The sequence below is a fragment of the Pseudomonas sp. NFACC51 genome, assembly GCF_900103575.1.
GTDB classification, from domain to species: domain Bacteria; phylum Pseudomonadota; class Gammaproteobacteria; order Pseudomonadales; family Pseudomonadaceae; genus Aquipseudomonas; species Aquipseudomonas fluorescens_Q.
In genome coordinates, this window is sequence record NZ_FMXH01000008.1 from 236,839 (window position 1) to 263,289 (window position 26,451).

The 26,451-nt window shown below is 59.6% G+C and carries 27 protein-coding genes; all 27 read right to left on the reverse strand.

What is annotated here, in order from left to right; genetic code table 11:
- Window positions 1-59 precede the first annotated feature (59 nt).
- The gene (locus tag BLT00_RS18035) at window positions 60-1,436 is read right to left on the reverse strand and encodes a flagellar hook-length control protein FliK (RefSeq protein ID WP_092144957.1); all 1,377 of its coding nucleotides are present in this window, start codon (window positions 1,434-1,436) and stop codon (window positions 60-62) included.
- An 88-nt stretch (window positions 1,437-1,524) separates the two neighbouring features.
- Window positions 1,525-1,869, reverse strand: a complete 345-nt coding sequence (locus BLT00_RS18040) for an Hpt domain-containing protein (protein ID WP_063322400.1) — start codon at window positions 1,867-1,869, stop codon at window positions 1,525-1,527.
- A gap of 31 nt (window positions 1,870-1,900) precedes the next feature.
- Complete coding sequence (locus tag BLT00_RS18045; RefSeq protein ID WP_072341619.1) at window positions 1,901-3,607, reverse strand: ATP-binding SpoIIE family protein phosphatase; 1,707 nt, start codon at window positions 3,605-3,607, stop codon at window positions 1,901-1,903.
- Window positions 3,608-3,612: 5 nt separating this feature from the next.
- Complete coding sequence (locus tag BLT00_RS18050; protein ID WP_053182985.1) at window positions 3,613-3,918, reverse strand: STAS domain-containing protein; 306 nt, start codon at window positions 3,916-3,918, stop codon at window positions 3,613-3,615.
- A 102-nt stretch (window positions 3,919-4,020) separates the two neighbouring features.
- Complete coding sequence (gene fliJ, locus BLT00_RS18055) at window positions 4,021-4,470, reverse strand: flagellar export protein FliJ (protein ID WP_003199091.1); 450 nt, start codon at window positions 4,468-4,470, stop codon at window positions 4,021-4,023.
- 6 nt (window positions 4,471-4,476) lie between these two features.
- Entirely contained in the window at window positions 4,477-5,835 is a 1,359-nt protein-coding gene (fliI, locus tag BLT00_RS18060; RefSeq protein WP_063322402.1) for a flagellar protein export ATPase FliI, read from the reverse strand.
- Window positions 5,825-6,670, reverse strand: coding sequence for a flagellar assembly protein FliH (fliH, locus tag BLT00_RS18065; RefSeq protein ID WP_092144959.1), 846 nt, complete (start codon window positions 6,668-6,670; stop codon window positions 5,825-5,827). The genes fliI and fliH overlap by 11 nt, the downstream gene beginning before the upstream one ends.
- A 7-nt stretch (window positions 6,671-6,677) precedes the next feature.
- On the reverse strand, window positions 6,678-7,697 hold the full coding sequence (gene fliG, locus BLT00_RS18070) for a flagellar motor switch protein FliG (RefSeq protein WP_003199086.1): 1,020 nt from the start codon (window positions 7,695-7,697) through the stop codon (window positions 6,678-6,680).
- Entirely contained in the window at window positions 7,690-9,474 is a 1,785-nt protein-coding gene (gene fliF / locus BLT00_RS18075) for a flagellar basal-body MS-ring/collar protein FliF (RefSeq protein ID WP_092144961.1), read from the reverse strand. The genes fliG and fliF overlap by 8 nt, the downstream gene beginning before the upstream one ends.
- A 15-nt stretch (window positions 9,475-9,489) precedes the next feature.
- Window positions 9,490-9,816 (reverse strand): flagellar hook-basal body complex protein FliE, encoded by a 327-nt coding sequence (fliE, locus tag BLT00_RS18080; protein ID WP_003199082.1) that lies wholly within the window; start codon window positions 9,814-9,816, stop codon window positions 9,490-9,492.
- A 200-nt stretch (window positions 9,817-10,016) separates the two neighbouring features.
- On the reverse strand, window positions 10,017-11,411 hold the full coding sequence (gene fleR, locus BLT00_RS18085) for a sigma-54-dependent response regulator transcription factor FleR (RefSeq protein WP_092144963.1): 1,395 nt from the start codon (window positions 11,409-11,411) through the stop codon (window positions 10,017-10,019).
- Window positions 11,412-11,416: 5 nt separating this feature from the next.
- Window positions 11,417-12,625 (reverse strand): sensor histidine kinase, encoded by a 1,209-nt coding sequence (locus BLT00_RS18090; RefSeq protein ID WP_063322406.1) that lies wholly within the window; start codon window positions 12,623-12,625, stop codon window positions 11,417-11,419.
- A gap of 110 nt (window positions 12,626-12,735) precedes the next feature.
- Entirely contained in the window at window positions 12,736-14,211 is a 1,476-nt protein-coding gene (locus tag BLT00_RS18095; protein WP_003199076.1) for a sigma-54 dependent transcriptional regulator, read from the reverse strand.
- Between the two features lie 168 nt (window positions 14,212-14,379).
- Window positions 14,380-14,676: a flagellar protein FliT gene (locus tag BLT00_RS18100; protein WP_092144965.1), complete on the reverse strand. Its 297-nt coding sequence runs from the start codon at window positions 14,674-14,676 to the stop codon at window positions 14,380-14,382.
- A gap of 11 nt (window positions 14,677-14,687) precedes the next feature.
- Window positions 14,688-15,083, reverse strand: a complete 396-nt coding sequence (gene fliS / locus BLT00_RS18105; protein ID WP_092144967.1) for a flagellar export chaperone FliS — start codon at window positions 15,081-15,083, stop codon at window positions 14,688-14,690.
- Window positions 15,084-15,214: 131 nt separating this feature from the next.
- Window positions 15,215-16,648 carry a flagellar filament capping protein FliD gene (gene fliD, locus BLT00_RS18110; RefSeq protein WP_092144969.1) on the reverse strand — a complete coding sequence of 478 codons (1,434 nt, stop codon included), beginning with the start codon at window positions 16,646-16,648 and terminating at the stop codon, window positions 15,215-15,217.
- An 82-nt stretch (window positions 16,649-16,730) separates the two neighbouring features.
- Window positions 16,731-17,096 (reverse strand): flagellar protein FlaG, encoded by a 366-nt coding sequence (locus BLT00_RS18115; protein ID WP_092144971.1) that lies wholly within the window; start codon window positions 17,094-17,096, stop codon window positions 16,731-16,733.
- A gap of 72 nt (window positions 17,097-17,168) precedes the next feature.
- Complete coding sequence (locus BLT00_RS18120) at window positions 17,169-17,987, reverse strand: flagellin domain-containing protein (protein WP_256572780.1); 819 nt, start codon at window positions 17,985-17,987, stop codon at window positions 17,169-17,171.
- On the reverse strand, window positions 17,890-18,306 hold the full coding sequence (locus BLT00_RS32185; protein WP_256572778.1) for a hypothetical protein: 417 nt from the start codon (window positions 18,304-18,306) through the stop codon (window positions 17,890-17,892). Before BLT00_RS32185 ends, BLT00_RS18120 begins: the two co-directional genes overlap by 98 nt.
- Window positions 18,270-18,539, reverse strand: coding sequence for a hypothetical protein (locus BLT00_RS18125; RefSeq protein WP_092144975.1), 270 nt, complete (start codon window positions 18,537-18,539; stop codon window positions 18,270-18,272). The genes BLT00_RS32185 and BLT00_RS18125 overlap by 37 nt, the downstream gene beginning before the upstream one ends.
- A complete protein-coding gene (locus BLT00_RS18130) occupies window positions 18,536-19,828 on the reverse strand; it encodes a motility associated factor glycosyltransferase family protein (RefSeq protein WP_092144977.1) in 1,293 nt (430 codons plus the stop codon). The genes BLT00_RS18125 and BLT00_RS18130 overlap by 4 nt, the downstream gene beginning before the upstream one ends.
- Before the next feature lie 84 nt (window positions 19,829-19,912).
- Window positions 19,913-20,839 carry a ketoacyl-ACP synthase III gene (locus tag BLT00_RS18135; RefSeq protein ID WP_092144979.1) on the reverse strand — a complete coding sequence of 309 codons (927 nt, stop codon included), beginning with the start codon at window positions 20,837-20,839 and terminating at the stop codon, window positions 19,913-19,915.
- Between the two features lie 199 nt (window positions 20,840-21,038).
- A complete protein-coding gene (gene pseI, locus BLT00_RS18140; protein ID WP_063322414.1) occupies window positions 21,039-22,091 on the reverse strand; it encodes a pseudaminic acid synthase in 1,053 nt (350 codons plus the stop codon).
- Window positions 22,084-23,589, reverse strand: a complete 1,506-nt coding sequence (gene pseG, locus BLT00_RS18145; RefSeq protein WP_092144981.1) for a UDP-2,4-diacetamido-2,4,6-trideoxy-beta-L-altropyranose hydrolase — start codon at window positions 23,587-23,589, stop codon at window positions 22,084-22,086. The genes pseI and pseG overlap by 8 nt, the downstream gene beginning before the upstream one ends.
- A complete protein-coding gene (gene pseF / locus BLT00_RS18150; protein ID WP_092144983.1) occupies window positions 23,586-24,287 on the reverse strand; it encodes a pseudaminic acid cytidylyltransferase in 702 nt (233 codons plus the stop codon). The genes pseG and pseF overlap by 4 nt, the downstream gene beginning before the upstream one ends.
- A 2-nt stretch (window positions 24,288-24,289) precedes the next feature.
- Entirely contained in the window at window positions 24,290-25,450 is a 1,161-nt protein-coding gene (gene pseC, locus BLT00_RS18155; protein ID WP_092144985.1) for a UDP-4-amino-4,6-dideoxy-N-acetyl-beta-L-altrosamine transaminase, read from the reverse strand.
- Window positions 25,447-26,448, reverse strand: coding sequence for a UDP-N-acetylglucosamine 4,6-dehydratase (inverting) (gene pseB / locus BLT00_RS18160; RefSeq protein WP_063322418.1), 1,002 nt, complete (start codon window positions 26,446-26,448; stop codon window positions 25,447-25,449). Before pseB ends, pseC begins: the two co-directional genes overlap by 4 nt.
- Window positions 26,449-26,451 lie beyond the last annotated feature (3 nt).

The following is a 26,451-nucleotide window of genomic DNA, read 5'->3' on the forward strand; positions in this document are numbered from 1 at the left end:
GGTAACTGACAAGCCGCTATCGCGAGCAAGCTCGCTCCCACTGAGGGGGGGCTGTGACATCAGGCGTAGTAGTCGACCGCACTGGAGCCAATGACGCTGGTGGTACTGGCCGCCACTTCCGCAACGCTGGCCGGCAGGTGTTCATCCGCCGAGTCCACTCGCCCACCGGATGACGTCGTGCGCCCGGCCTGGGCTTGCTGCTGGGCCTGCTGCCCCTGGTTCTGCGAGCCTCGGGATTGATCGGACACGCTGACATCGACCTGGCCCATGCCCTGCTGGGCGAAACTGTCCCGCAGGCGATGCATCTGACCCTCGAGAGCTTCGCGAACGCCGGAGTGGGCACTCATGAACGTGACCTGGGTCTGCTGGTCCGGAACCATGTTCACCCGGATATCCAGGCGTCCGAGTTCGGCGGGTTGCAGCTGGATGTCGGCCGCCTTGAGATTGACGCTGGACAGGTACATCACCCGGTTGACCACCTCTTCGGTCCAACCGCTCTGATTCATCGCGATAGGTTGATTGACCGGCACCGCGTTGGCGGTCTTGGGCGTAGCAGCCTGGGTCAGTGCGGCCAGGCGGTTGGCGAAATCGTCCACGCGAGTATCACTGGAAGCGGCGCTCAAGTCCTTGAGACCCTCGCTGATCAAGCCGCCGAATGCCTTGTCACCGCCCTGCTGGCTACCAGAATCGGTACTGTTCTGGTCGGCCTGCACGGTGAGCATGCTCGCCATGCCTGCGGCGAAGGTCTGCGCCGAAGTCGGCTCACCGTCGAGCGACGCCGAGGCAGCAGTCTTGGATTGCGCCTGGCTGGAGGCGGAAACATGACCGCCCTGTTCCATCGCCAACCGCAAGGCAGGCAATGCGTCGAGCGGGTCGGCTTCAGGGTCAAAGGCTGGGTCGACCTCCGGGACCACCGCAGCCTGGGCTGACGCCACCAGCGGGGCAAGCGGTGCCGCGACGGCTGTGGAGACCTGAGTCTCGGTCGTGGCCACAGGCGCAGGTTCCGGCGCGATTGTCGCCACCGGCACCGTCACGTCGGGTAGCAATCCTGGATCAAGGCTCGGATCGACGGGTGCAGCATCCGCCACTGGCGTCTCAGCCGAGTCGGCGTTGTCGTCACTGGCAGTCTCGTCGTCGGCGCTAACCGGTTTGTCCGCGGGCAAGGGTTTGCCGCTATCGGCAACTGTCGGTTCCGAGGTGGCAGGGGTTTGGTTGCCGGTGTCTTTTTTGACGGTGTTACTGGAAGCGTTGTCGCGCGCCGATTTCACTGGTGGCTCAGGGGCCGCCGCAGCCTTATCAGGCGCCTGCTTGGCGAAGACTTGAGCGAAGCTGGAGGCTCTATCCCCGAGATCCGGGGCCGCTGCCGGTGAATTGACGGCGGCCTTGGGCTTGGCCTGGACAGAGGCCTGAAGCAGTGTATTGGGGGTAACGGGCATAAAAAGGTCTCCGCTGCACTGGAATCATAGGTACAGTCGAGACTAGGCAATGCAAGGCACGGGCCAACGTCTGCCCGACCGTCAAATCTCAGCAGTGAAAGCCTTCGCGCTCTTCCCTGCAAAGCTTGCGAACATAAGCAAATTCGCTGTCGATTTCGTTGACCAGTTTCTCGATACCGCCCAATGACGGCTGCTTGGCACGTTGTTCCAGTTCGCCACACAGCTCGGCCAGGCGGATAGCGCCCATGTTGCTGCTGCTGCCCTTGAAGCTGTGGGCCGTGGCGCTCAGTTTTTCAGCGTCCCGTGCCTCATGCAGCACGCGCAAGCGAGCCTCCGAGTCATTGAGAAACGTATCCAGCAACTCCAGATACCCCTCCTCCATGACTTCCTTCAGCGTGCTGAGCACGTCGCGGTCCAGATGAATCTCGTTCACTTGTTCGCTCCCTGATCAAGAATGGCGCCGATTATGCCGGAGCCTCCCAGAAAAACTCCACGCGCGCACTACGACCATCGTCTGACCAACTGGCTTGGTGGCTCAACTGGCGTACCAGACTCACCCCACGCCCCGACAACCGATCAGTGTCCACAGGACGCGCCAGCACCCTGGCGACGTCAAAACCCTCGCCACTGTCCTCGACCTCTATGGCCAGGCGACCACCCTCGCCGCTTGGCGAGACATGCAAGTGCACCCGCACATAGCCGTCGCTCAGCTCATCCAGGCGCGTATTGCGCTCTCTGTAATAGCGGGCAAAACCCACCGCGTCACGCTTGAGGCTGGAGTCAAGCCCCAGCACCCCATGATCCAGGGCATTGGAATACAGCTCCGACATGACGCTATAAAGGGCGCCACTTTGCACCCTGAGCCCATGGACCTCAAGTAACAACTGCAGCAAATAGGGCATCGGATTGAAGCGCTTGAGCGTCTGCGCCCGGAATTCGAAGCTCACCGACCAATCCAGAGGGCTGGACTGGCCGCTATCGGAATAGACCGGTGGCGGCGGATTGAGTTGCGTCGGGGCGACCAGTCGCAACTCGACCATGCTGAAGTCATCCCGCGACTCACCGCGAAAATCTCGCAAGGCCTGCTGGATGTCTTCAAACAGCAGGTCGGGTTCACGGTTGGCGGCAAACACCTGTTGCAGCCGTTCAACGCCAAACAGTTGCTCGTCTTCGTCAGTGGTATCGATCACGCCATCGGACAACAGGAACACCCGGTCACCCAGCGACATGGTATGCACTTCGGTGCGGTCATCGAATAATTGAGGGGTGAGCACGCCCAATGGCAGGTGACGCGCCGGCAATGGCGTACGCACGCCGCTGAGGCTGTCATGCAGGTATCCATCGGGCATGCCGCCGTTCCAGATCTCTACCGTGCAACGCTGGAAGCTCAGGCATAACAACGTCGCGCAACAGAACATGTCCACGGGCAGGATGCGTTTGAGCTTGGCATTCATCTCTCGCAGGATCTGCGCCAGGCCATAGCCTTTGGCAGTCATCCCGTAGAACACTTCCGCCAGCGGCATCGCGCCGACCGCCGCCGGCAAACCGTGGCCGGTGAAATCCCCCAGCAGGACGTGCATGTCGCCAGCCGGATTGAACGCTGCCAACAGCAGGTCACCGTTGAACAAGGCATAAGGCGATTGCAAGTAACGGATGTTCGGCGCACTCAGGCAGCCGGAGTGGGCGATCTTGTCGAACACGGCCTTGGCGACCCGTTGCTCGTTGAGCAAGTAGTCATGGTGCCGGGCAATCTGGTCGCGCTGCTCCACCACCGTGGCCTGCAACCGACGCAAACGGTCCATGGCCTTGATCTTGGCCGCCAGGATCACTTGGTTGTAGGGTTTGGCCAGGAAATCGTCGCCGCCCGCCTCCAGGCAACGGGCCAAGGCTTCGCTCTCGGTCAACGAGGTGAGGAAAATGATCGGGACCAACTGGTCCCCGGCCAACTGCTTGATTTTCTGCGCGGCTTCGAAGCCGTCCATTACCGGCATCATTGCGTCCATCAGCACCAGGTGCGGACGCTTTTCCAGATAGACCTCGACCGCTTCGGCGCCATCGGCCGCAGTGAGCACATGATGCCCCTGGCGGCGGACGATGGTCGACAACAGCAGTCGATCAGCGGCACTGTCTTCGGCAATCAGGACCGTCAGTGGCTCCGACGACGATTGCATGGCGATCAACTGATGTCGAACAGCTTGTCAAAATTGGAGATCGCAAGGATTTTCTTGACGTCGCTGCTGCTGTTGACGACCCGGATGTCCGACTCGTCGCCACCGGCATGATCACGTAACAGCAAGAGCATGCCCAAGGCGGAACTGTCGAGATAGGTGGCTTTCTTCAAATCCACCACAATGGACTCGGGCTTGTTATTGAGTCTCTCGTAAGACTCGCGAAACTCCTGGTGCCGTCCGAAATCGAATCGACCTTCGATCGAAATCGTCAATTTCTTCCCATCTTGGGATACTTCTGTAACGACTGACATGTTCAGCTTCCCTGTCATGGACATACGTGTACAAGGTGTAGCATCAGGTAGAGGTCTGAGCAAGGTTTTGCCTCGATCATCCGACAAAATCCTGGTTTCTCATCAATAGGGATTCTGACGCGGCAGGCGCTGGGACAACTCATCCAGCAGTTTCTGTTCGCGCTTGTCTTCCAGTTGCCGCGCCTCATCAATATAGCGCTGCACCAGTTTGCGCAACCCTTCGACCCGTGCAAACGCCTCTTGCCAGCTCTGACGGGCCTTTTCCAGGTTGTTCTGGTGCCAGACCAGGCTTTGACGCTGTTGGTCGATAGCGGTACCCAACTGCGCGAGGAATCCTTGGTAACCCAACAACCACTGCCCGGAAACCCCATGGGCGCCACGGGCGATCCACTGTTCCTGGTATTCGAGTCGAAAGTTTTCGAGGTCAGCCAGCTTGCTTTCGGCGACTTTGACCTGCCCCTGGAAATAGGCCAGTCGCTGGACGGCGGTCTTCTCGGCCTTTTCGGCCATGTCCACCACTGGCGCCAGGCGTGCCGCACGACTCGTGGCCATGGCCGGTTACGTGCCTGAGACCGGGGCGAAAATAGTCTGCAAGTGCGCTTCGCTGGCGCCCATGCCGATGTTGTCGTTCAGGCTCTGGCGCAGATAAACGGCCATGGACGGGTAAAGACTGATGGCGGTGTCGGTCTCGCGATCACCGCCGGGGACATAGGCGCCGACGCTGATCAGGTCGCGGCTTTGCTGGTAGCGCGACCAGTACTGCTTGAACTGCTGGGCCCGCTTCATGTGTTCGGCACTGATCACCGACGGCATGACCCGACTGATGGACGCCTCGATGTCGATGGCCGGGTAATGCCCTTCTTCGGCCAGGCGCCTGGACAGCACGATGTGCCCGTCGAGTACGCCCCGGGCCGAGTCGGCGATGGGGTCCTGCTGGTCGTCGCCTTCGGACAGCACGGTATAGAACGCGGTGATGGAACCGCCGCCCTTTTCCGCATTGCCTGCGCGTTCCACCAGTTTCGGCAGCTTGGCGAATACCGAAGGCGGATAACCCTTGGTGGCCGGCGGCTCGCCGATGGCCAAGGCGATTTCCCGCTGAGCCTGGGCGAAACGGGTCAGAGAATCCATCAGCAACAGGACGTTCTTGCCCTTGTCGCGGAAGTACTCGGCAATGCGCGTGCAGTACATGGCTGCCCGCAGGCGCATCAATGGCGCATCGTCCGCTGGCGAAGCCACCACCACCGAACGCTTGAGCCCTTCCTCGCCAAGAATGTGCTCGATGAATTCCTTCACCTCACGACCCCGCTCGCCGATCAGTCCCACCACGATGATGTCGGCCTCGGTGAAACGGGTCATCATGCCCAGCAGCACACTCTTGCCCACCCCGGTACCGGCAAACAGGCCCAGGCGCTGGCCGCGCCCGACCGTCAATAAACCGTTGATGCAGCGGATGCCCACGTCCAGCGGTACGCTGATGGGGTCGCGCTTGAGGGGGTTGATCGTCGGGCCGTCCATCGGCACCCAATCTTCGGCCTTCATGCCGCCCTTGCCGTCCAGGGCGCGTCCGGCCCCGTCCAGCACGCGCCCGAGCATGCTCATGCCCATGGGCAGGCGACCGTTATCGGCCAGGGGCACCACGCGCGCACCGGGCGCGATACCGGCGACACTGCCCACCGGCATCAAGAAAACCTTGCTGCCGGAAAACCCCATGACTTCGGCTTCGACCTGCACCGGGTGGTAGCTGTCGTCGTTGATCACCATGCAACGGCTGCCCATGGCGGCACGCAGGCCCTCGGCTTCGAGGGTCAAGCCGACCATGCGCAGCAGGCGACCTTCCAGGATCGGTTGGCCGGCCAGCTCACTGGCCTCGGCGTAGCTGCCCAGGCGCTTGCCGAAGCTGGTTCGCTCAAGGCGCATCGCGGCTGTCCAGTGCAGAAGCGTCCAATTCAGGTACATCCAAGCCAGCATCGGCCGGCGCGGTATCAGCGCTGATCAGGGGTTCGTCCGGCAACTCCAGGCTCAGGTCGGGAGCGGCCGGATGCAGGGCCTGTTCGTGCAACTGGTCGAACAATTTGGCCATGATCTGGCTGATGCGGGTTTCAACGGTTGCGTCGATGCGGCTGTGTTCGGTTTCCACACGGCAACCGCCGGGCAGCAGCGAAGCGTCCTCGACGATACGCCAGGTTTCTTCATGACGTTCGCGCAGGGCCTTGACCAGCTCGAAGTCCTGGGGATTGATGTACAGCCGCACATTGCCCACGCCCAATGGCAATAACTTGAGCGCTTCGCGCATGACATGTTCGATCTGCGTCGAATCGATGGCCAGTTCACGCTGGATGACTTGCCGGGCAATGTGCTGCACCAGCCCGACCAGGGATTTCTCGATCTGGGTGTCCTGCTCGGCGATGGGGTCGAACAGGTTGAGCATCAGCGATTCCAGCGCACGGAGCTTGGCCGTCAGCGCCACGTCGGCTTCCTGGCGGACCTTGAGCGTGGTGCTGTGGAAGCCTTCCTTTTCACCCACGGCAAAGCCTTCGTTGTAGGCCTCCTGGCGAATGCTCTCGACTTCCTCGAGGGTCAGTGGCTGGACTTCTTCCAGCGGCACTTCCTCCGGTTCCGGCAGCTCTTCCACCGGTTCCGGCTCAGGCTCGGGAACATGGGGGTCGAAGCTGGGCAGCGACCAGACGTCGAAACCACCGACGTCACGGGCGCGGATCAGGTCGCTGGGTGCTTCATCACTCTTGGCAGACATAACGACCTTAGATCATCTCTTCGCCGCCCTTGCCACCGAGAACGATCTCCCCGGCTTCGGCCATGCGGCGGGCGATGGTGAGGATTTCCTTCTGTGCGGTTTCCACGTCGCTGACGCGTACCGGGCCTTTGGCCTCGAGATCGTCGCGCAACAGTTCGGCCGCCCGTTTGGACATGTTCTTGAAGATCTTTTCCTTGACGCCTTCGTCCGACCCCTTGAGGGCCAGTACCAGCACGTCGGACGACACTTCGCGCAACAGCGCCTGGATGCCACGATCGTCGACATCGGACAGGTTGTTGAACACGAACATGAGGTCTTCGATCTGACCGGACAGGTCTTCGTCGAACTCGCGGATCGAATCCATCAACTGACCTTCGATGGAACTGTCGAGGAAGTTCATGATGTCCGCCGCGCGCTTGATGCCGCCCAGGGTGGTGCGCGAGGCATTGGAGTTGCCCGAGAACTGCTTCTCGAGGATCTGGTTCAATTCTTTCAGCGCCGCCGGCTGCACGGTGTTGAGCGAAGACACCCGCAGGATGATGTCCAGGCGGACCTTGTGGTCGAAATTGCCCAGCACTTCACCGGCCTGATCCGGGTCGAGGTAAGCCACCACGATCGCCTGGATCTGCGGGTGCTCATAACGGATCACGTCGGCAACCGCCCGCGGTTCCATCCACTTGAGGCTGTCCAGGCCACTGGTGTTGCCGCCCAGCAGGATCCGGTCGATCAGGCCATTGGCCTTGTCCTCGCCCAGTGCCTGGGTGAGCATCTTGCGCACATAGTCGTCGGAACCGACGCCCAGGCTGGTCTGATCGCCGACGATGTCGACGAACTCACTCATCACCTGCTCGACCTGCTCACGGTGTACGTTGCCCATTTGTGCCATGGCCACGCCCACCCGCTGGACCTCCTTGGGGCCCATGTGACGCAGCACCTGGGCAGCGTCGGTCGAACCCAGGGACAGCAGCAAGATCGCGGCTTTGTCGACCCGGGACAATTTGGCAACAGCGGCTCGATTATCACTCATCTGCGTTAATCCACTCTTTCACGACCTGGGCCACACGACCCGGATCTTCTGCCACCAGACTCTTGATAGCGTTCAACTGAGCGTCATAGCCTTCGCTCGGGCTTGGCAGCAGAATGCTCTGCGGACCGCCGAGGCTGACGCGATCGTTGGCCAATTCGCCATCCAGGCCGCCCATGCCTCCCAGCTCGACATCGCCGAAAGCTGCCAACTGCTTGTTCTTGCCGCCACCGGTGATGTTGTTGAGCACCGGACGCAGCACGCCAAACACCAGCACCAGGATAAACAGCACACCCAGTACTTGCTTGACCACATCCCAGAACCAGGGTTGCGAATAAAACGGAATATCGGCGATCACTTCACCGCGCTCCAGGGAGAACGGCACGTTGATCACGCTGACGCTGTCGCCGCGGCTGGCGTCGAAACCGACGGCGTCCTGCACCAGGCGAGTAAAGCGCGCCAATTCGTCGGCGCTCCATGGCGCACGACTGGTTTCGCCGTTGGCCGCGTTGACCTTGACCTGATCGTCCACCACCACGGCGACCGACAGGCGGGTCAAACGGCCCTGCTGCTGCTTGGTGTGGCTGATGGAGCGGTCAAGCTCGAAGTTCTTGGTCGACTGCTGACGCTTGTCGGCCGGATACGGCGCCAGCATCGGCTGGCCGGTGGCCGGGTCCATGATCTGCTGGCCATTGGCATCGATCAGCGGCTGCCCAGGCTGCACCATGCCGGCGGCCGCGGTGGCACCACCGGTGGTCTGCGGCGCGCTGGCCGGCGATGGCGGCTGGTTGCTCAGGGCACCCGGTACGCCTTGCGGGCCATTGCTGGCGGTACGCTGTTCATTCACCGACTGTTCGCTGCGCAACGCCGGTTGGTCCGGGTTGAACTGCTCGGAAGTGGACTCGACGGCGCTGAAATCCACATCGGCCGACACTTCGGCTTTGTAGCGATCGTTACCCAGGATCGGTTGCAGGATGTTGTGCACCCGCTGGGTCAGCATGCCTTCCATGCGGCGGCTGTAATCGAATTGCTTGCCGGCCATGGTCAGTTCGGAGTTTTCCGCCTGATCGGACAACAGGTTGCCTTTCTGGTCGACCACGGTGATCTGCGATTTGCTCAGTTCGGGTACGCTGGTCGCCACCAGATTGACGATGGCCACGACCTGGCCTGGCTCCAGGGAACGGCCCGAATACAGCTCGACCAATACCGAAGCGCTGGGCTTGCGTTCATCGCGCACGAACACCGAGCTTTTCGGAATCGCCAGGTGCACACGGGCGCCCTTGACGTTGTTCAGGCTGGAAATGGTCCGCGCCAGCTCACCTTCCAGGCCGCGACGATAACGGGTCGCTTCCATGAATTGGCTGGTGCCCAGGCCCTGATCCTTGTCCAGGATCTCGAAACCGATGTTGCCATCGGTAGGCGTCACGCCAGCGGCGGCGAGCTTGAGGCGCGCACGGGCAACGTCATCAGCCTTGACCAGCAACGCGCCGGAATTGGGTTCGACGGTGTAAGGAATGTCGGCGGAAGCCAGGGTTTCCATGACTTGCTTGGCGTCCATGCCCGCCAAGCTGCCATACAGCGGCCGGTAGTCCGGCTGCTGGGACCACAGCACCACGGCAAAACCAATCGCCACGCTGGCAGCCAGGCCGACCAACAGGCCCACCTGACGCAGCATGGTCATCTCGGAGAGATTTTCCAGGAAGGACAGACCGAACAGCGGCGGTTTGCCGTCTACCGGAGTGGCCTTGGCCGGAACGTTATCAACGGCTGCTTCTGCCATGACTCAATAATTTCCTTAAACCGGCATCTGCATGATGTCTTGATAGGCTTGAACCAGTTTGTTACGAACCTGGGTCAACGCCTGAAACGAGACACTGGCTTTCTGCGAGGAGATCATTACGTCCGTCAGGTCGACGCCACTTTTGCCAATCTCGAAAGCACTGGCCAACTGGTTCGATGCCTGCTGGGTATCGTTCACTTTATTGACGGCCTGACCGAGCATGTCGGAAAAGCTGCTGCCACCCACCTGGGGGACCGCGACCGATTTAGGCTGGGCCATGGCGTCCATTTGCATGGCCCGCATGTCCAACATCAACCGATTAAATTCAATACCTTGGCTCATGGTCTACTCTCTCTGGCGGCCCGCATTTTTTTGACACTTACTCAGCGGGTATTCAGGTATTAGCAACAAGGGTGCCAGCTCCATGGCGATGGAAAACAAATGCGCGCACTGCCTCATTGTGGGAGCGAACTTGCCCATCACATCACTGACCCGCCGCTATCGCGAGCAAGCTCGCTCCCACAGCGGGGTCTTATGCTTATTCAACTGGCGAACAGATAAGCCTCGACATCCATGCCGGCGTCGCGCATTTGCGCCAGCTTGTAGCGAAGGGTGCGCGGGCTGATCCCCAGGCGCTCGGCGGCCTCCTTGCGACGACCGCGTTCGGCGCGCAGGGTGTCGATGATCATCTGGAACTCGCGACGACGCAGGTCGTCTCCCAAGGCGCCGGCCGACTCGCCTTCCACTTCCACCGAGGGGGCAAAGGCCGCTGCTGGCACCGGCGACAGCGCAGGCAACGGCGCGCAGGCCACCGGCCCCGCCAGGCAGAAATCCTCCGGCTGGATCAAGCCACCCTGCTGCAGGATCAAGGCCCGCTGGATGGCGTTATCGAGCTCTCGGACATTACCCGGCCACGGGTAGGCAACCAGACAAGTCCGGGCTTCGGCTGAAAGCCGGGCCGCCGCGTGCTTCATTTTATTGACGTGCTTGTTCAGCAACCGCTCGGCCAGCGGCAGGATATCGGCGGTGCGCTCGCGCAACGGACGCCAAGCCAGCGGGAATACCGACAAGCGGTAATAGAGGTCCTCACGAAACCGTCCCGCCGCCACTTCGCTGGCCAGATCGCGGTTGGTGGTCGCCACCACGCGGATATCCAGGCTGATGGGCTTGCGCGCGCCGACCCGCTCCACTTCCCGCTCCTGCAATACCCGCAACAGCTTGGCTTGCAAGCCCATCGGCATTTCGGAAATTTCATCGAGCAGGATCGTGCCACCGTCGGCCTGCTCGAACTTGCCGGCCTGGGCCGCGATGGCGCCGGTGAACGAGCCCTTTTCGTGACCGAATAGTGTCGCCTCGAGCATGTTGTCGGGAATCGCCGCGCAATTGATGGCAATGAACGGTTCGCTGGCGCGCCGGGACTGCTGGTGGATATAGCGCGCCAGCACTTCCTTGCCCGTACCGGACTCGCCGGAAATCAACACGGTTGAATCGCTGCGCGCCACCCGCGCGGCCAATTCCAGCAGTTGCGCACTGGCCGGTTCGATGGCCACCGGGCCTTCGCCCTCCACCGCGAGGCTGCCCAAGGCATGGCGTGCGACCAGGTCCAGCAGTGCTTTTGGCTCGAACGGCTTGACCAGGTAATCCGCGGCGCCCTGGCGCATGGCGTCCACCGCGCGCTCGACGGCGCCGTGAGCGGTCATCAGCAAGACGGGCAATTGCGGCTGACGGGCACGTAACAGGCCGAGCAATTGATGGCCGTCCATGCCCGGCATATTGACGTCACTGACCACCAGGCTGAACGCTTCGCGGCCCACCGCCAGCAGCGCCTCTTCCGCCGAACCGACGGCGGCGTAGTCGTGCCCGGCCAGCACCAGGGTATCGGCCAGCGCCTCGCGCAGGGCTCGGTCATCCTCAACCAGTAACACCTTGATCGCCATTGCTTTCACTCCACCCCTGGCGCATTGGAAAACAGCGGCAAGCACACCGTCGCACAGGTGCCTCGGCCCAGCCGCGAGCGCAGTTGCAATTCTCCCTGATGGGCACGGGCCACGGCCTTGACCACGGTCAGGCCCAGGCCGGTGCCAGTGGTCTTGGTGGTGAAGAACGGCTCGCCCAGGCGCGCCAGCACGGCCGGCTCGATACCGCTGCCGTTGTCGCTGACAGACAGGCGCAAGGTGTTGTCCCGTGTGTACAAGTGCACTTTCAGCCGGACGTCGCCACCGCTGGCCTGGATCGCATTTTCGATGAGGTTCAACACCGCGCCCACCAACGTGTCGCGGTTACACAACACTTCGCCGACGTGACTGTCGCACTGCCAGCGGATCGGCAGCTCCTGTACATGGGTCAACGCCGCGGCCTGCAGCGATTGCAACAAGGCCTTGGGGGTGACACGGTCAGTCAACGGCAGCTCGCCGCGAGCGAATACCAGCATGTCCCGCACCTGGTGCTCCAGTTCGTGCAGGCGCTCTTTCAAGCGTCCAGCGAAGCGTTGCTGGGTTTCCATCGGCAATTGCTGTTCAGTCAGATGACTGGCATAGAGCAGCGCGGCAGAAAGCGGCGTACGAATCTGATGGGCCAGCGACGCTACCATCCGCCCCAGGGAAGACAGGCGCTCGTGGCGAGCCAACTGGTCTTGCAGATGACGGGTTTCAGTCAAGTCATTGAGCAGCACCAATTGCCCAGGCTCGGCGTCCAGCGAGCGCGTCGAGATGGACAGGCGCCGACCGTCCTTGAGGGAGACCTCATGACCATCGTCGTCCCGGGGCGCAAAGCAGCGGGCGATGACGTGCCGCCACAGCTCGCCTTCCAGGGGCAGGCCGAGCAACTCGCAGGCCGCCGGGTTGGCTTCGCGCACACGGCCGTGGGCGTCGATGACGATCACGCCACCGGGCAACAGGTCGAGGAGATTTTGCAGACGATTGGCCAGGCGCTCCTTTTCCGCCAGCTCCTGCATGCGCTGGGCGCTGACCACGGCCAGCTCACCCTTGAGCTCGGTGACCCGGGCTTCAAGCAGGCTGTAGGAATCCGTCAGTTGGCTGGACATCTGGCTGAACAGCGAAAATGCCTGCTCAAGTCCAAGCCGGCTTGCCTGCTCGGCGGAGGGCATGTGTCCCGGCTCGGGGACAGGAGACATCTGGGCGACTTGGGTCATCGTGCTCTCTCGCTTGGCTGACCGTCAGTTAAACGGAACGTTGCGAGGGCTATAGCAATACCCGTGCCGAAAAAAAACCGCCTGAAAATCAGGCGGTTGGAAAACAGGCGTCAATCATCCGCCTGTTCATCTCCTTCGCGACGGCTCATGCCGTACTTGCGCATCTTCTCCACCAGGGTGGTGCGACGGATGCGCAGGCGTTCTGCGGCGCGGGCCACGATGCCGTTGGCATCATCCAGCGCCTGCTGGATCAGCCCTTGTTCAAGGCCTCCCAGGTAATCCTTGAGATCCAGGCCTTCGGGCGGCAGCAAGGCATTGGCGGTAAAGTCCGGCGTGTGACCGTTGATGGCCACCCGCTCCTCCAGGTCGCTGCGCAGGCTGTCGACCATTTGCTCGTCTTCGTCGTCGACGTAGCGGAATTTCTTCGGCAGTTCGTTCACGCCGATCACCCCGTACGGGTGCATGATCGCCATGCGCTCCACCAGGTTGGCCAGCTCACGGACGTTGCCCGGCCAGCCATGGCGACACAGGGACATGATCGCCGCCGAGTTGAAGCGGATCGAACCGCGTTTCTCGTGCTCCATGCGCGAGATCAGTTCGTTCATCAACAACGGAATGTCTTCGACCCGCTCACGCAGCGGCGCCATTTCGATCGGGAAAACGTTGAGACGGTAATAGAGGTCTTCGCGGAAACTGCCAACCTCGATCATGCTCTCGAGGTTCTTGTGCGTAGCGGCAATGATGCGCACATCAACGCTCTGGGTCTTGTTGCTGCCTACGCGCTCGAAGGTGCGCTCCTGCAGGACCCGCAACAGCTTGACCTGCATCGGCAACGGCATGTCGCCGATTTCATCGAGAAACAGCGTACCGCCGTTGGCCAGTTCGAAACGCCCGGCGCGGCTGGTGATCGCGCCGGTGAAGGCGCCTTTCTCATGGCCGAACAGTTCGCTTTCCAGCAACTCGGCCGGGATCGCGCCACAGTTGACTGGCACGAACGGCGCTTCGCGGCGCTTGGAGTGGTAATGCAGGTTGCGCGCGACCACTTCCTTGCCGGTGCCCGACTCGCCGAGAATCAGTACGCTGGCGTCGGTATCGGCGACCTGCTGCATCATCTGGCGCACGTGCTGGATCGCCCGGCTGGTGCCGACGAGGCTACGGAAGAGATTGGGTTCGCGATGCCTGCCACGCTCGCGGGCCTGGTCATACATCTCGCGATAAACCTGCGCGCGATGCAGAGAATCAAGCAGCTTGCTGTAGCTGGGCGGCATTTCGAGCGTGGAAAGTACCCGGCGGCGCTGGTCTTCAGGCAAGTCAAGGGAAGAATTTTCGCCCATTAACAAAACCGGAAGGAACTCATCCCAGGTTGAGAGTGTCTTTAGCAAGCCCAAAAGCGTTGCGGGAGCATTTACGGTCCCGATAAGGACACAGATGACTTCACGACTGGACGACAATGAGCCGACAGCCTGCTGCCAGTCATGGCTTCCGCAGGGTAAATTTTCTTCACCAAGAAAATTTAGGATCACCGCCAGGTCGCGGCGGCGGACGCTATCGTCATCGATCAGGAGAATTTTGGTTTCACGCCACATGCAATAGCAACTTCCCTAGTCAACCCAATGCCCGAAATTAGGGGCAAGCTAGACGCTTGCAGACTTGTCATGCCTGTAGACGCCTTAAATCTGTAAACAGCTACTAGTTAAGTCAAAAAACCGTGCACAGTCAAATTTATGGCGCAACGGGCTCGGATTAACTGAGCATTAACCGAACAGATGGTAAACCTTTGCGGCGTTCTGTGCTTGATGGATCTGTTGCATCTCGTCGACGATCGCCTGACGCTCTCCCGTCGCAGCCTCCAGCAATTGCCGATAGACCCCTAGCAATTCCTCAAGATTGATCCGCAACGCCGCCTCGTCCACCTGAGGCTCACCCAGGACGTCTTCCATGCAGGAACGGCACGCCAGGTCCAACTGACCGATGGCCTCCCAGTTACGCGCTGCCAAAGCATCGACCAGGGCGTCACGGGTTTGTTCTATTCGCTGCAAGACAAGACTCATGAGCGTACTCCTTAGAATTGCGGACCAGGTGGCGCAATGCCGTCCCAGCCTTCCTTGACCGTGCGAAGCAGATCGGCGACTTCGTCGAGGATCTTCGCATCGGTCTTGGCATTGGCTTCGGCCAGGCGCTTCATCATGTAGGTGTAGAGAGCATCCAGTTCGGCTACCGACTCAGCCTGGTTCTCCAGGTCCAGGCCTTCACGCAAGCCGCCAACGATACCGATAGCCTTGCTGATCAGTACGCCTTTGTTGGCAATATCCTTGCGTTCCATCGCACCCTTGGCCTGGGCGATACGGTCCAACCCGCCCTCCATGAGCATCTGCACGAGACGATGGGGACTTGCTTCGGAGGTTTGCGCCTGGGCGCCAATCTTCTGGTATTGGCGAAGGGCTAACATCGGATTCATGTTCTACCTCATCAAAAAACTTCGGTTCGTATAAACAGCGTATCGACGCTGCGTCAAAAAACTTTAGGTCGAAAAGCCAAAAGCCCGGAACGTTGTCAAAACGTTGCCGGGCTTTTTGCATCGGTCGAAAGTCAGCTGTTTTTCTGCTGTGCCGTCATCGCTTCGAACATGGACGTGATGTTGCTGGCGGTGGCTTTCAGCCTGCCGACCAAGGTGTCCATGTCGTTGTACTTTTTGGTCAGTACGGCGGTGAGGGTTTCGATCCGACGGTCCAAGGCCAGCTGATCTTCGTCTAGCTTCGCCTTGAGGATTTCAAGATTTTTGGAACGTGCCGTCAGGATGTTATCGACAGGCTTGCCGTTGGAATCTTTTTTTCCCGTCTCGGTGTAGGGCTTGAGCGCATTCTGCATGCGCTCGATCAAACCATTTTCGCCAGTGAACAGCGTCTGGACTTCCCCCCCCAACTGCTTGGTGTTCAAGGCTTCGGTGAATTTCGCGCTGTTGAAATCAAGTGCACCCGTTGTCTGGTTGGTGGTGATACCCAACTGAGACAATACGGTGAGCTTATCGCCCGCTCCAGTTTCGGATAAAGGCGCACGAATGGCCGCCAACAGAGAGCGCGGCAACGAGTCGCCCGTCAGCGCTGCTGGGACCGAATTGCCATTAGCGTCCGTCGAAGGCCTGGTCAACGAGGTGACTGCCTTGGCAATGGCATTATAAGCATCGACGAATTTTTGGATCGAAGCTTTCAGGCCGTCGGCGTTGGTGGCGACGGTGACAGTCGTCGGTCCGGAGCCGGCGACGAGCAATGTCATGTTCAAACCAGAAATAACATTATCCAACTTGTTGGTTGGACTGGTCATCGACAGCCCATCGACCGTAAAAACCGCGTCCTTGGCGAGGCCGATTGATCCCGAAGAGGTTGCGCTAGGCGTCCCCATCTCCACAGAACCGTTGGCAGCCAGGCTGGCAATACCGCTGAGCGAAATATCACTGCCGGCGCCGGTTTTTGTCGACCCTACTACTAGGCGGGAGCCAAAATTGTCCGTGACGATGTTGGCAGTCAAGCCGCTGGAAGAATACTTGCTGTTGATCGCGTCCCGAACCGACTGCAGCGTCGCGTCGGCCGGAATATCAAGCGTGTAATCCTTACCACTTTGACTGATGGTCAGCGTGCCAGCCTCTACGGCACTGGAAGCGCCACCGGCGAACGCGGCGGTGGCAACTTTTGATGACGTCGCCAACTGAGTGACGCTTACCGAGTAAGTGCCGCTTACCGCCGAGTTGCCGGCCGTCACGGTCAGCGCACTTGTGTTGGCGGAGGTGGCAGCCACGCCAGTAAATTGTGGGGACGTCGTGCTGCCCAGGCTTTCCAGTGCGGACTGAAAAGTCGCCAGCAACGACTTCAGGGTGCCAATGCCGGAAATATTGGCCGTATTGGTCTTGGTGGCGCGGTCGATCTGACCTTGCTTGGCCGCTTTGTCAGAATCAACCAGTGCCTTGACGATAGCAGTGGTATCAAGGCCAGAGCCTAAACCCAAGCCAGGTAGAATTGGACTTGCCATGTGGGACTCCCTTCAGTGTGTCGCCGGCCTTTTGACCATTACAACGCCCAAAAGAACATAACAACAGAATTCGTGCCAGTTGTCAGGCTTCCGCACTGAACAACAGGCTGTTTGCATCATTCAAACTATTGGCCAGTTTCAGAACTTCTTCGTTCGGGATCTGGCGAATGACTTCACCGGAACCACTGGCGATCACTTTAACGACTACTTTGCCTGAAGGCTCATCGATAGAGAACTCCAGGTTGCGCTTGACCGATTGGACGAACTTTTCGATTTCCTGAACGGCCTTCTTCAGTTTGTCCTGTTCAGCAGCAGCATCCTTAGGGGCTTCTTTGACCGGAGCTACCACAGCAATCTCGGCCCGAGGCTTCTCCACGGGCTTGTCGGCAACACTGGGCGCCGGTTTCGCCGCCGGATAAGACAAGTTCAGCTTCACGCTCATATCCATGTCCATCACCTCTTGAACGGAAAAAGCGAGAGAGTACGCAAGCGCACTCCCCCGCTAAAACTCATCCGGCTATTACTGAAGCAGCTTCAGTACAGCGGATGGCAGTTGGTTGGCCTGGGCCAGAACCGAAGTGGAAGCCTGTTGCAGAGTCTGCTGCTTGGTCAGCTGGGCAGTTTCAGCAGCGAAGTCGGTGTCTTGTACACGACCCAGTGCAGCACTGGCGTTTTCATTGACGTTCTGCAGGTTGGAGATGGTGCTGGTCAGACGGTTTTGTGCGGCACCGAGGTCAGCACGGCTGGAGTTGATGGTTGCCAGAGCCGCATCGATTGCATCGATTGCCGCCGAGGTTTTGGCTTCCGAGTCAGTGCTATCGGAACCAACGATGCTGATGGTTGCCGAGTCAACACTCAAAGTTGCAGCGTCGAAGCCGCTGTCCAGGGTCAGAGTGATCTGGTTGGTAGCACCGGTGTTGGAGCCGACCTGGAAGGTCATGGTGCCAGCGGAACCGTCGATCAGGTTCTTGCCGTTCAGGTTGGTCGAATCAGCGATACGGGTCAGCTCGTCCGACATCTGAGCAAATTCTTTGTTCAGAGCGTCACGGTCAGCAGTACCGTTGGAGTCGTTTCGAGCCTGGACAGCCAGTTCACGCATACGTTGCAGGATGTTGGTGGATTCCTGCAGAGCGCCTTCAGCGGTCTGAGCGATGGAGATACCGTCGTTGGCGTTCTTGATCGCAACAGTCTGACCGCGGATTTGCGAAGTCATACGGGTAGCGATCTGCAGGCCGGCGGCGTCATCTTTGGCGCTGTTGATTTTCAGGCCGGAAGACAGACGGGTCATCGAAGTGGAGAGAGCATCGGAAGCCCGGTTCAGGTTCTTCTGAACGTTCAACGATGTGACGTTGGTGTTTACTGTTAAAGCCATGACGAATTCCTCGTTGGTTGGGTACTGCGGCTTCCGGCCCTGGCAACCGCCGGGTGTGGCCTAGAGAACCTTCGTAATAGTTATCGTCGTAATCGGAACTTGCTTTAGCAGAATTTTCAAAAATTTTGCCATCAGGATGCCATCCCTCGTAAATCAAGGACTTGGCTGCGAGTAAAGGGTGGAAAAATGGCGCCAGGGAAACGCCGCTGGCGTCGCTCAAGGCGAATGGCAGCGGCGCAGCGGCAAAAATCAGAACGACTGACCAGCGGTCAGCAATTGAACCCATTCGTACTCCAGATAATCGGCCAAGGAGATCCAGTTCTGCGCCTGCTGATCACCTAGCATCAAGGCAAGTAGCGTATTCCATGACGAAGGGACATCGCCCGGCATCGATTCAACCAAGGGCTGAGCCGATTCGATCAACACGACCATTGCCAACCCCGCCTCAACGTCCCTCCCGAGACGAAACAGGCGTGCGCATTCGCGGGCGTCATCGACCACCCCTTGAAGCTGGCTCATGGCACATACTCCGGATGGAAATCAGTGCCGGCAATCATTGCCCCGTCCCGACTGCTGTTATGGAAACGCACCTGGGGGTGCCGGGCAATAAAACGCTCCAGCTCGCAGAGGTAACTGCGGAAGTTGAGCTGGGTCTTGACTCGCTGGCCATACCCATCGAGCACCCAATGCCTGGACGCGCCCAGTTGCGGCCCCAAGTCACCGTCACCCCAACCTGCATGAGTCTTGTCATGGGGAAAGGCAAAATCAGCACCGAAGAGCGTGACCTGCGCAGCCCCCATTTTCACCGCCAGATCGACAGCCGGATGAATCACGCTGCCGCCTACATGGAGTTCGGCCCGGCGCAACAGTCCCCGCATCTGGAGGTAGATGGGACTCGAAGAGTAACCGGCGTAACGCGGCCCCTGCCAAGCCCCGATCACCAACGGGTCGGCCATCGGCAGATAGACCAGGGCAATGGCGTCCGTACTTTCGGATGGAAGATGACGCGCCGAGATGCGCTGGTCGATGCTGACCACGATATCCGGGGTAATGCCACGATCGATCAACGGTCGGTAAGCCGTATCGACACAAATCAGCAACGGTCGCTCGGTTTGTTTGCTCAGACGACGCAGTTTTTCGAAGTGCTGCTCGAGACTGGGGCCGGTAGCAACGACAAACGCCTCACGCCCGTTCAAGGTGCCGAACAGCTCGGCAACGTCACGATCTTCACGCACAAGACTGAAAGTCGACTGCAAGCGCTCGACAATCTCAGGGGACTGCGGATCGAACGCGCGGTTAGTGAAGTCCAGATGAATTTCACTGATCAACCGATCACGAATCTTGGCGCTGTAATCATCGGCCAGCACCAATTCGGCGGGAAGAGCGAAAAATGGCAGTTGGATTTCCGCAAGATCACCGGCATAGAGCAGCACCACTCTCGGATCGGCAAGCCAGGGAGATTGATCCAGCACCTGCAGCACCAGGGCGAATACCGCACCGTTGAGGACATGCACAAATAACCGTTCAAGTCCGGCCCGCTCCAGCAAGCGATTCTGCAGATCGCCGAGCCCGGTACCGTAGACATGCACAATGGAAGCATCCAACGCCACACTGGCGGCTTGCTGGCCCGCCTCGGCGAGTCGGTCATGCCGGCTGGTCAGTTGGATACCGTTGACGCTCAAGGTCGACCCAAGCCCCTCTACCAGATCGACTTGCAATCCACCGACATCCTCCATCGACAAGCGCTCAGCCAAGACTGGCCAACGCTGCTGGATTATTTGGAGATTGCGCTCGAAGAACTCGCTCATGGGTGTCTCGCTTTCGCGTCAGGCAAAAAAATAGCGTTCAAGGTTACACCTTGGACGCCATTTTTGTGCCTGGGTTTTATTCGCTCACGGGCGATAGATGATCGCCGAGCCCCATGACAGGCCCACACCGAAACCGCTCAAAGCCACGCGCTTCCAATCGGAATCGAGCACGTGCTTTTCCAGCAGCAATGGAATGCTCGACGACACGGTGTTCCCGGTCTCGACCATGTCCTTGATGAACTTCTCCGGCTCGCCCTCGAAACGTCGCGCCACGGCATCGACAATTGCCGCGCTGCCCTGGTGAATACAGAACGCATCGATATCACTGGCTTGCAGGTTGGAATCGGCGAGCAATTCATGCAGATGCGCCGGGACCTTGAGCAAGGCGAAGTTGAACACCTGGCGACCGTTCATGAAGAACACACCGTCGCTGACCTTGAGGTGCGGCGCACCGGAACCGTCAGTGCCAAACTTGGCCTTGCCCAGTTGCCACGGCGCATCTTCACCCATCCAGGTGGCGGTGGCGGCGTCGCCAAACAGCATCGTAGTGTTGCGGTCTTCCGGGTCGACGATCTTCGAATACGGGTCGGCGGTCACCAGCAAGCCATTCTTCAGGCCAGCGGCCTCCATGAAGCCCTTGATGGCGTAGATGCCATAAACATAACCCGAGCAACCCAGGGAGATATCAAACGCTGCCACCGTGGTAGGCAAGCCGAGCTTGTCCTGGACGATGGCGGCCGTGTGCGGCAAGCCTTCTTCATCGCCATTCTGCGTAACGACGATCAGCACGTCGATGGATTCGCGTTTCAGGCCGGGATTGTTGGCAAACAGCGCGTTGACCGCTTCGACACAAAGGTCAGAGGTTTCCTGCCCGTCATCCTTGCGTGGCAAGAAGGCCGAACCAATCTTGCCAAGGATGAATTCTTCATCCTTCTCAAATTTTGCACCTTGTGCGTAATTGTCCACGCCGGCTACAGGAACGTAGCTCGCAATGCTTTTTATGCCAATCATTACGGCTTCCCAATCAAAAACAGCCCAATACCACCGCTCGCAAGGAATCGAGGGGCGCCGACAAGCGGGAAGTGTAAAGGGCTATCACTGGTCCTGATAAGGGCCAGGCGCCATCTTCCCGGTCAATACAATACAGTGAAGATGCGCGTTATGACTCGCAGGTCACGCCAATTTTCCGAATAAGGCCTTTTTGAAAGGGCTATTCAACCAGCGACCAGGCCAATGGAGTGCCACGTTTGATGGCTTGACGAGCACAACGGCCCATCAGGGAGTCGGCGTACTTGGGAGGCAGTCCGAGACCTGGGCGAATAGCCCGGACGTTCTGTGCTGTAAACGCGTCGCCAGGGCTCATGTCTTGCGTCACGTACAGAGAACGCCGATAGACCAGCGACTTGCGCTCAGCCTCGGTCACGCCATAGTGCACCTGCCCCATGGCTTGCCAGGCACGCTCGGTTTCGATCACCAACGCCGCCAGCTCCGCAGGCTCAAGGGAGAAACTGGCGTCCACCCCACCCGCCGCGCGGTCGAGAGTGAAGTGTTTCTCGACCACGGTTGCCCCTAACGCCACAGCGGCGACAGACACGCCAACCCCCATGGAGTGGTCCGACAACCCCACCTCACAGCCGAATAATTCCCGCAGGTGAGGGATGGTGCGCACATTGCTATTGGCCGGGGTGGCCGGATAGGTGCTGGTGCACTTGAGCAATACCAGATCCTTGCAACCGGCCTCTCGGGCCGCCCGTACAGTTTCGTCGAGTTCAGCAACGCTCGCCATGCCGGTGGAAATAATCAACGGCTTGCCGGTGGCGGCGACTCGCCGGATCAGCGGTAGATCGGTGTTTTCGAAGCTGGCGATCTTGTAGGCCGGCACGTCGAGGGCTTCAAGAAAATCCACGGCCGTCTCGTCAAACGGCGTCGAGAACGCCAACATGCCCAGCGCCTTGGCACGGGCGAAAATCGGAGCGTGCCATTCCCACGGTGTGTGGGCCTTTTCATACAGCTCATAAAGCGACGTTCCAGCCCACAGGCTGTTGGGATCCTTGATGAAAAACTCACCCTCATTCAGATCCAGCGTCATGGTCTCGGCGGTGTAGGTCTGCAATTTCAAAGCGTGCGCACCGGCCTTGGCCGCAGCCTCGACGATTTCCAGCGCCACCTCCAGGGACTGGTTATGGTTGCCACTCATTTCGGCAATGATGAAAGGCGGTGCCTCAGCCCCAATGACACAGTGGCCGATCTTGAAACTAGCCATGGAGGTGATCCTTCAAGATGCGCGTAAACACGCAAGTGTTTTGAGTAAAGCCAGCCTGGCTAAACAGACTCAGGGAGGCTCGATTGGCGGGCAATATCTGAGCGCTGAGGCTTCGTAATTGAGGCCAGTGGGCAACGGCAAACGCTTCGCCGCGGGCCAGCAATGCCCTTCCCCAACCAAGCCCGATGCGGCCTTCGAACAGATAAATGGATACGAGCGCGTCACTGCCTTGCAGGTCATAGCGCAATACGCCTACCGGTCCATCAGCCGCTTCGCCGACCAGTAGCAGGCGTTGCCCGTTGACCAAGCTGGCTTGCAGCCATTGGCAATGACTGCTCCAGTCAATGCATGATGTATCCATCGATACGCGGCGTACAGCCTCGGCGTTACGACCTTCGAAAATCAATTGGGCATCGGCCTGTTTAGCTGGGCGAACCCTCAATAATGCACCGGCCAGCGTGGCGGCGACCCGCTGGACGCCCAAGCCATCGACCAACCGCCGGGAATGCTCAGCCAAGCTTTTGCGCAAGCCTTGATTGCCTGCAACGAAGCCGATGGCCAGGCGCAACTGTCCGACCGTGACGTTCTCTCGAGGGCCGAGATAAACGTGGGCTCCAAACGTCGCCATCGCCTCACTATTGGCATGCTGATTATTCGACACCGCGATGCAGATCGTGGGCAAGCCCAGGGCAGCGCGCTCCCAACTGGTACCGCCACCAGCCCCAATGAACAAATCAGCTTCGATCATGAGTTGATGGAAATGGCCGACAAAGCTGTGCAAGCGCCAGTGGGGTTGACTCGCAGCCATTACCTGCATCCGAGCCCAGGCCGGGTTGTCCGCACCGGCGACAAAATCGACTTCAAGCGCCGGGAAATCCGCCAACGCCAACATGGCATGGTGGGTTTGCATCGCCGCATCAAACCCGCCAAAGTTAACCAGCACTCGCCTGGCCCTGGGCTTGATGTCAATCGCCTCACAGCGAAACTCATCGCGCAACAGGGCGTAACGCGGTCCGAGCAGCGTTCGGCAAGACTCGGGCAACAAACCCGTGTAGGCGGCCCGGGTACCAGACACGTTCTGGTTGAGCAGCAGATCGACGTTGTAGGTACGGGTCGCCAGATCATCCACTGCCATGATTCTTGGGGCAAAGCACCGGGCAGCCGTCTGCCAGTGATGGTCCAGGCCATAATGATCGACGATGACCCAATCGAAACCAGGCTGGTCGCTCGATATCTGTTGCAACGCCGCGATATCCGCCTGCCAGGGCAGCAAGGATTCAATGGCCTGCTGCGGATCCTCCCCAGGATAGAAATCCGGTAAGGCGAACGTCTCGAAGCCCTCCGCCGCCAACGCGTGTAAGCGATGTCCTGGCAATTGGCGGCAGGCAAACGTGACATGCGCGCCGTGCCCACGCAACACGCGAGCCAGGGTCAGGCAGCGGGCGATGTGTCCGCTGCCAATGGTTGGCGAAGCGTCAGCGCGGATCAAAACCCTCATTCCAGCTCCCCACCTGCCTTCAATGCGGCGTAGAGGTATTCGGCTCGCTTCCAATCCTCTGGTGTGTCGATGTCCTGTACCAGATGACGAGGCAGGACCACCGGCAAGCTCTTGGGCGAAAACAACACGTCACCGCGCAACCAGGCCTCCCGGCGCCCCCAGTAGAACTGGCCCGCGTCCTGGAACGCTTCGGGCAAGTCCTGGGAGCGAGTGTCGCGAAACTGGGGATAGAGCGGCGTCAGCGCGCCCTGCTCATCCAGCGTCAAGGCACGTTGTACGGGAAAGCCGAAACCCGTCACCGAAAATGCGTACGACTTGTCAGGATGCGTGCGCAGCGCTTCATACCCCTGGCGCAGGAACCTCCCCTGCAACAGCGGCGCGGTGGCATAGATGCAACAGGCGAAATCGAACGAGCGCTCGTGCAGTTCAGTCAATGCGTGGGCAATCACGGCTGCCGTCCCGGTGAAATCATCAGCCAGCGACGCCGGCCGCATGAACGGAACTTGAGCACCATGAGCCTGCGCCATATCGGCGATTTCTTCATCGTCTGTGCTGACCACTACCTCATCGAACAGCCGAGAGGTCAACGCGGTTTGAATCGACCGGACAATCATTGGCACGCCATCGAACAGCTTCAGGTTTTTGCGTGGAATCCGTTTGCTACCGCCACGGGCGGGGATGATCGCGACTGAGCTCACCGTCACTCCTCAAGCATTTCGCGCAGTTGCTCGACCACATAGTCCTGCTGTTCATCACTGAGGGTAGGAAACATGGGCAAGCTGATGGCCTCGGCGTAATAACGCTCGGCCTGGGGGAAATCGCCTGCGGCAAACCCAAGGTCGCGGTAATACGGCTGCAAATGAACCGGGATGTAATGAAGGTTCACGCCAATCCCGGCTGCACGCAAGCCCTCGAACACCTGACGATGACCAAGCGTGATGCTATCGAGTTGCAAGCGCACCACATACAAATGCCAGGCCGACTCGGCTTCAGGTTGCAAGCCGGGCAAAACGAGCGGCAAACCTGCCAGCAGATGATTGTAGCGCGCCACCCGTTCCCGACGCCGAGCGATGAAGTCATCCAGTTTATTCAGTTGCGAAAGTCCCAACGCAGCCTGCAGATCGGTCATGCGGTAATTGAAACCCAGCTCGACTTGTTGGTAGTACCAGGGGCCGTGACTGGGTTCGGTCATCTGCTGCGCGTCGCGAGTCATCCCATGGCTGCGCAGACGTTGCAGCCGCTGCGCGAGTTCCGGGCGATTGGTCAGGACCATGCCGCCTTCACCGCTGGTGATGATCTTCACCGGATGAAAACTGAACACGGTCATGGCCGCAAACTCGCCACACCCCACCGGGCGACCAGCATAAGACGCCCCGACTGCGTGGGACGCATCCTCAATCACCGTGAAGCCATATCGCTCGGACAACTGGGCGATCTTGCGCATGTCACAGCTTTGCCCCGAAAACGCCACCGCCACCAACACTTTGGGCAGCGTTCCGTCACGCTCGGCCTCTTCAAGCTTGGCGGCCAGCGCACAAGCGTCAAGATTCCAGGTCAGCGGATCAATGTCGACAAAATCCACCAGCGCACCGCAATACCGACCGCAGTTGGCCGAGGCCAGGAACGTATTGGGGGTGGTCCATAGACGATCCCCAGACCCCAACCCCGCTGCCAGACAGGCGATGTGCAGTGCGGCCGTCGCGTTGCACACCGCCACGGCGTAAGCGGCCTGACAACGATTGGCCATGGCCTCTTCGAAATGCTCTAGGGTCGGCCCCTGGGTCAGCCAGTCGGACTGCAATACGGCCACCACCGCATCAATGTCAGCCTGATCGAGGCTCTGCCGACCGTAGGGGATCATGCCGATAACCGCGCGTGCAGGTCAGCGATCTGCTCCACCGACAAAAAGTGCGGGTTGGTGTCAGAACGATATTCGAAGTCTTCTGCCACGGGCTTGCCTCGCTCACCCAGGTTGTCGACACCAAAATCCACATCCACACTGGTAAAGCGAATGGACGGCTGGATGGTGTAGTGATCGGCAAACTCGATGGTCATGCGTGCATCGTCCAGCGGCACCATCAGTTCGTGGAGTTTTTCACCAGGGCGAATCCCGACGTTTTTGTGGGGCAGATGCCCAGCCATGCCTGACGCCAGATCGACGATGCGAATCGACGGAATCTTTGGCACGAAGACTTCCCCACCGTGCATGCGGGCAAAGCTGTCGAGCACAAATTGCACGCCGTGATCGAGGGTGATCCAAAAACGGGTCATGCGCTCATCGGTAATCGGCAGCTGCGTCGCACCGTCCGCAATCAGTTTGCTGAAGAACGGCACCACTGAGCCCCGCGAGCCGGCGACATTGCCGTAGCGCACCACGGCGAACCGGGTCTGCTGTTCACCCGCGATATTGTTGGCCGCCACGAACAGTTTGTCCGACAGCAACTTGGTCGCGCCGTACAGATTGATGGGGCTGGCCGCTTTGTCGGTGGACAGCGCAACGACTTTTTTTACGCCGTTATCGATCGCCGCTGCGATGATATTTTCCGCGCCATTGACGTTGGTGCGAATGCATTCGGTGGGATTGTATTCCGCGGCCGGCACCTGTTTGAGGGCCGCGGCATGCACCACATAATCAATGCCACGCATGGCCTGGCGCAAACGATCGGCATCGCGCACGTCCCCCAGGAAATAGCGCATGCATGGCGCATTGAAGGTTTGTTGCATCTCGTACTGCTTGAGTTCATCGCGGGAAAACACCACCACGCGCTTGGGCTGGTATTGCTCCAGCAACCGGCGGATGAAATTGCGCCCGAACGAACCGGTACCGCCTGAGATGAAAATCGATTTGCCGTTGAACATACC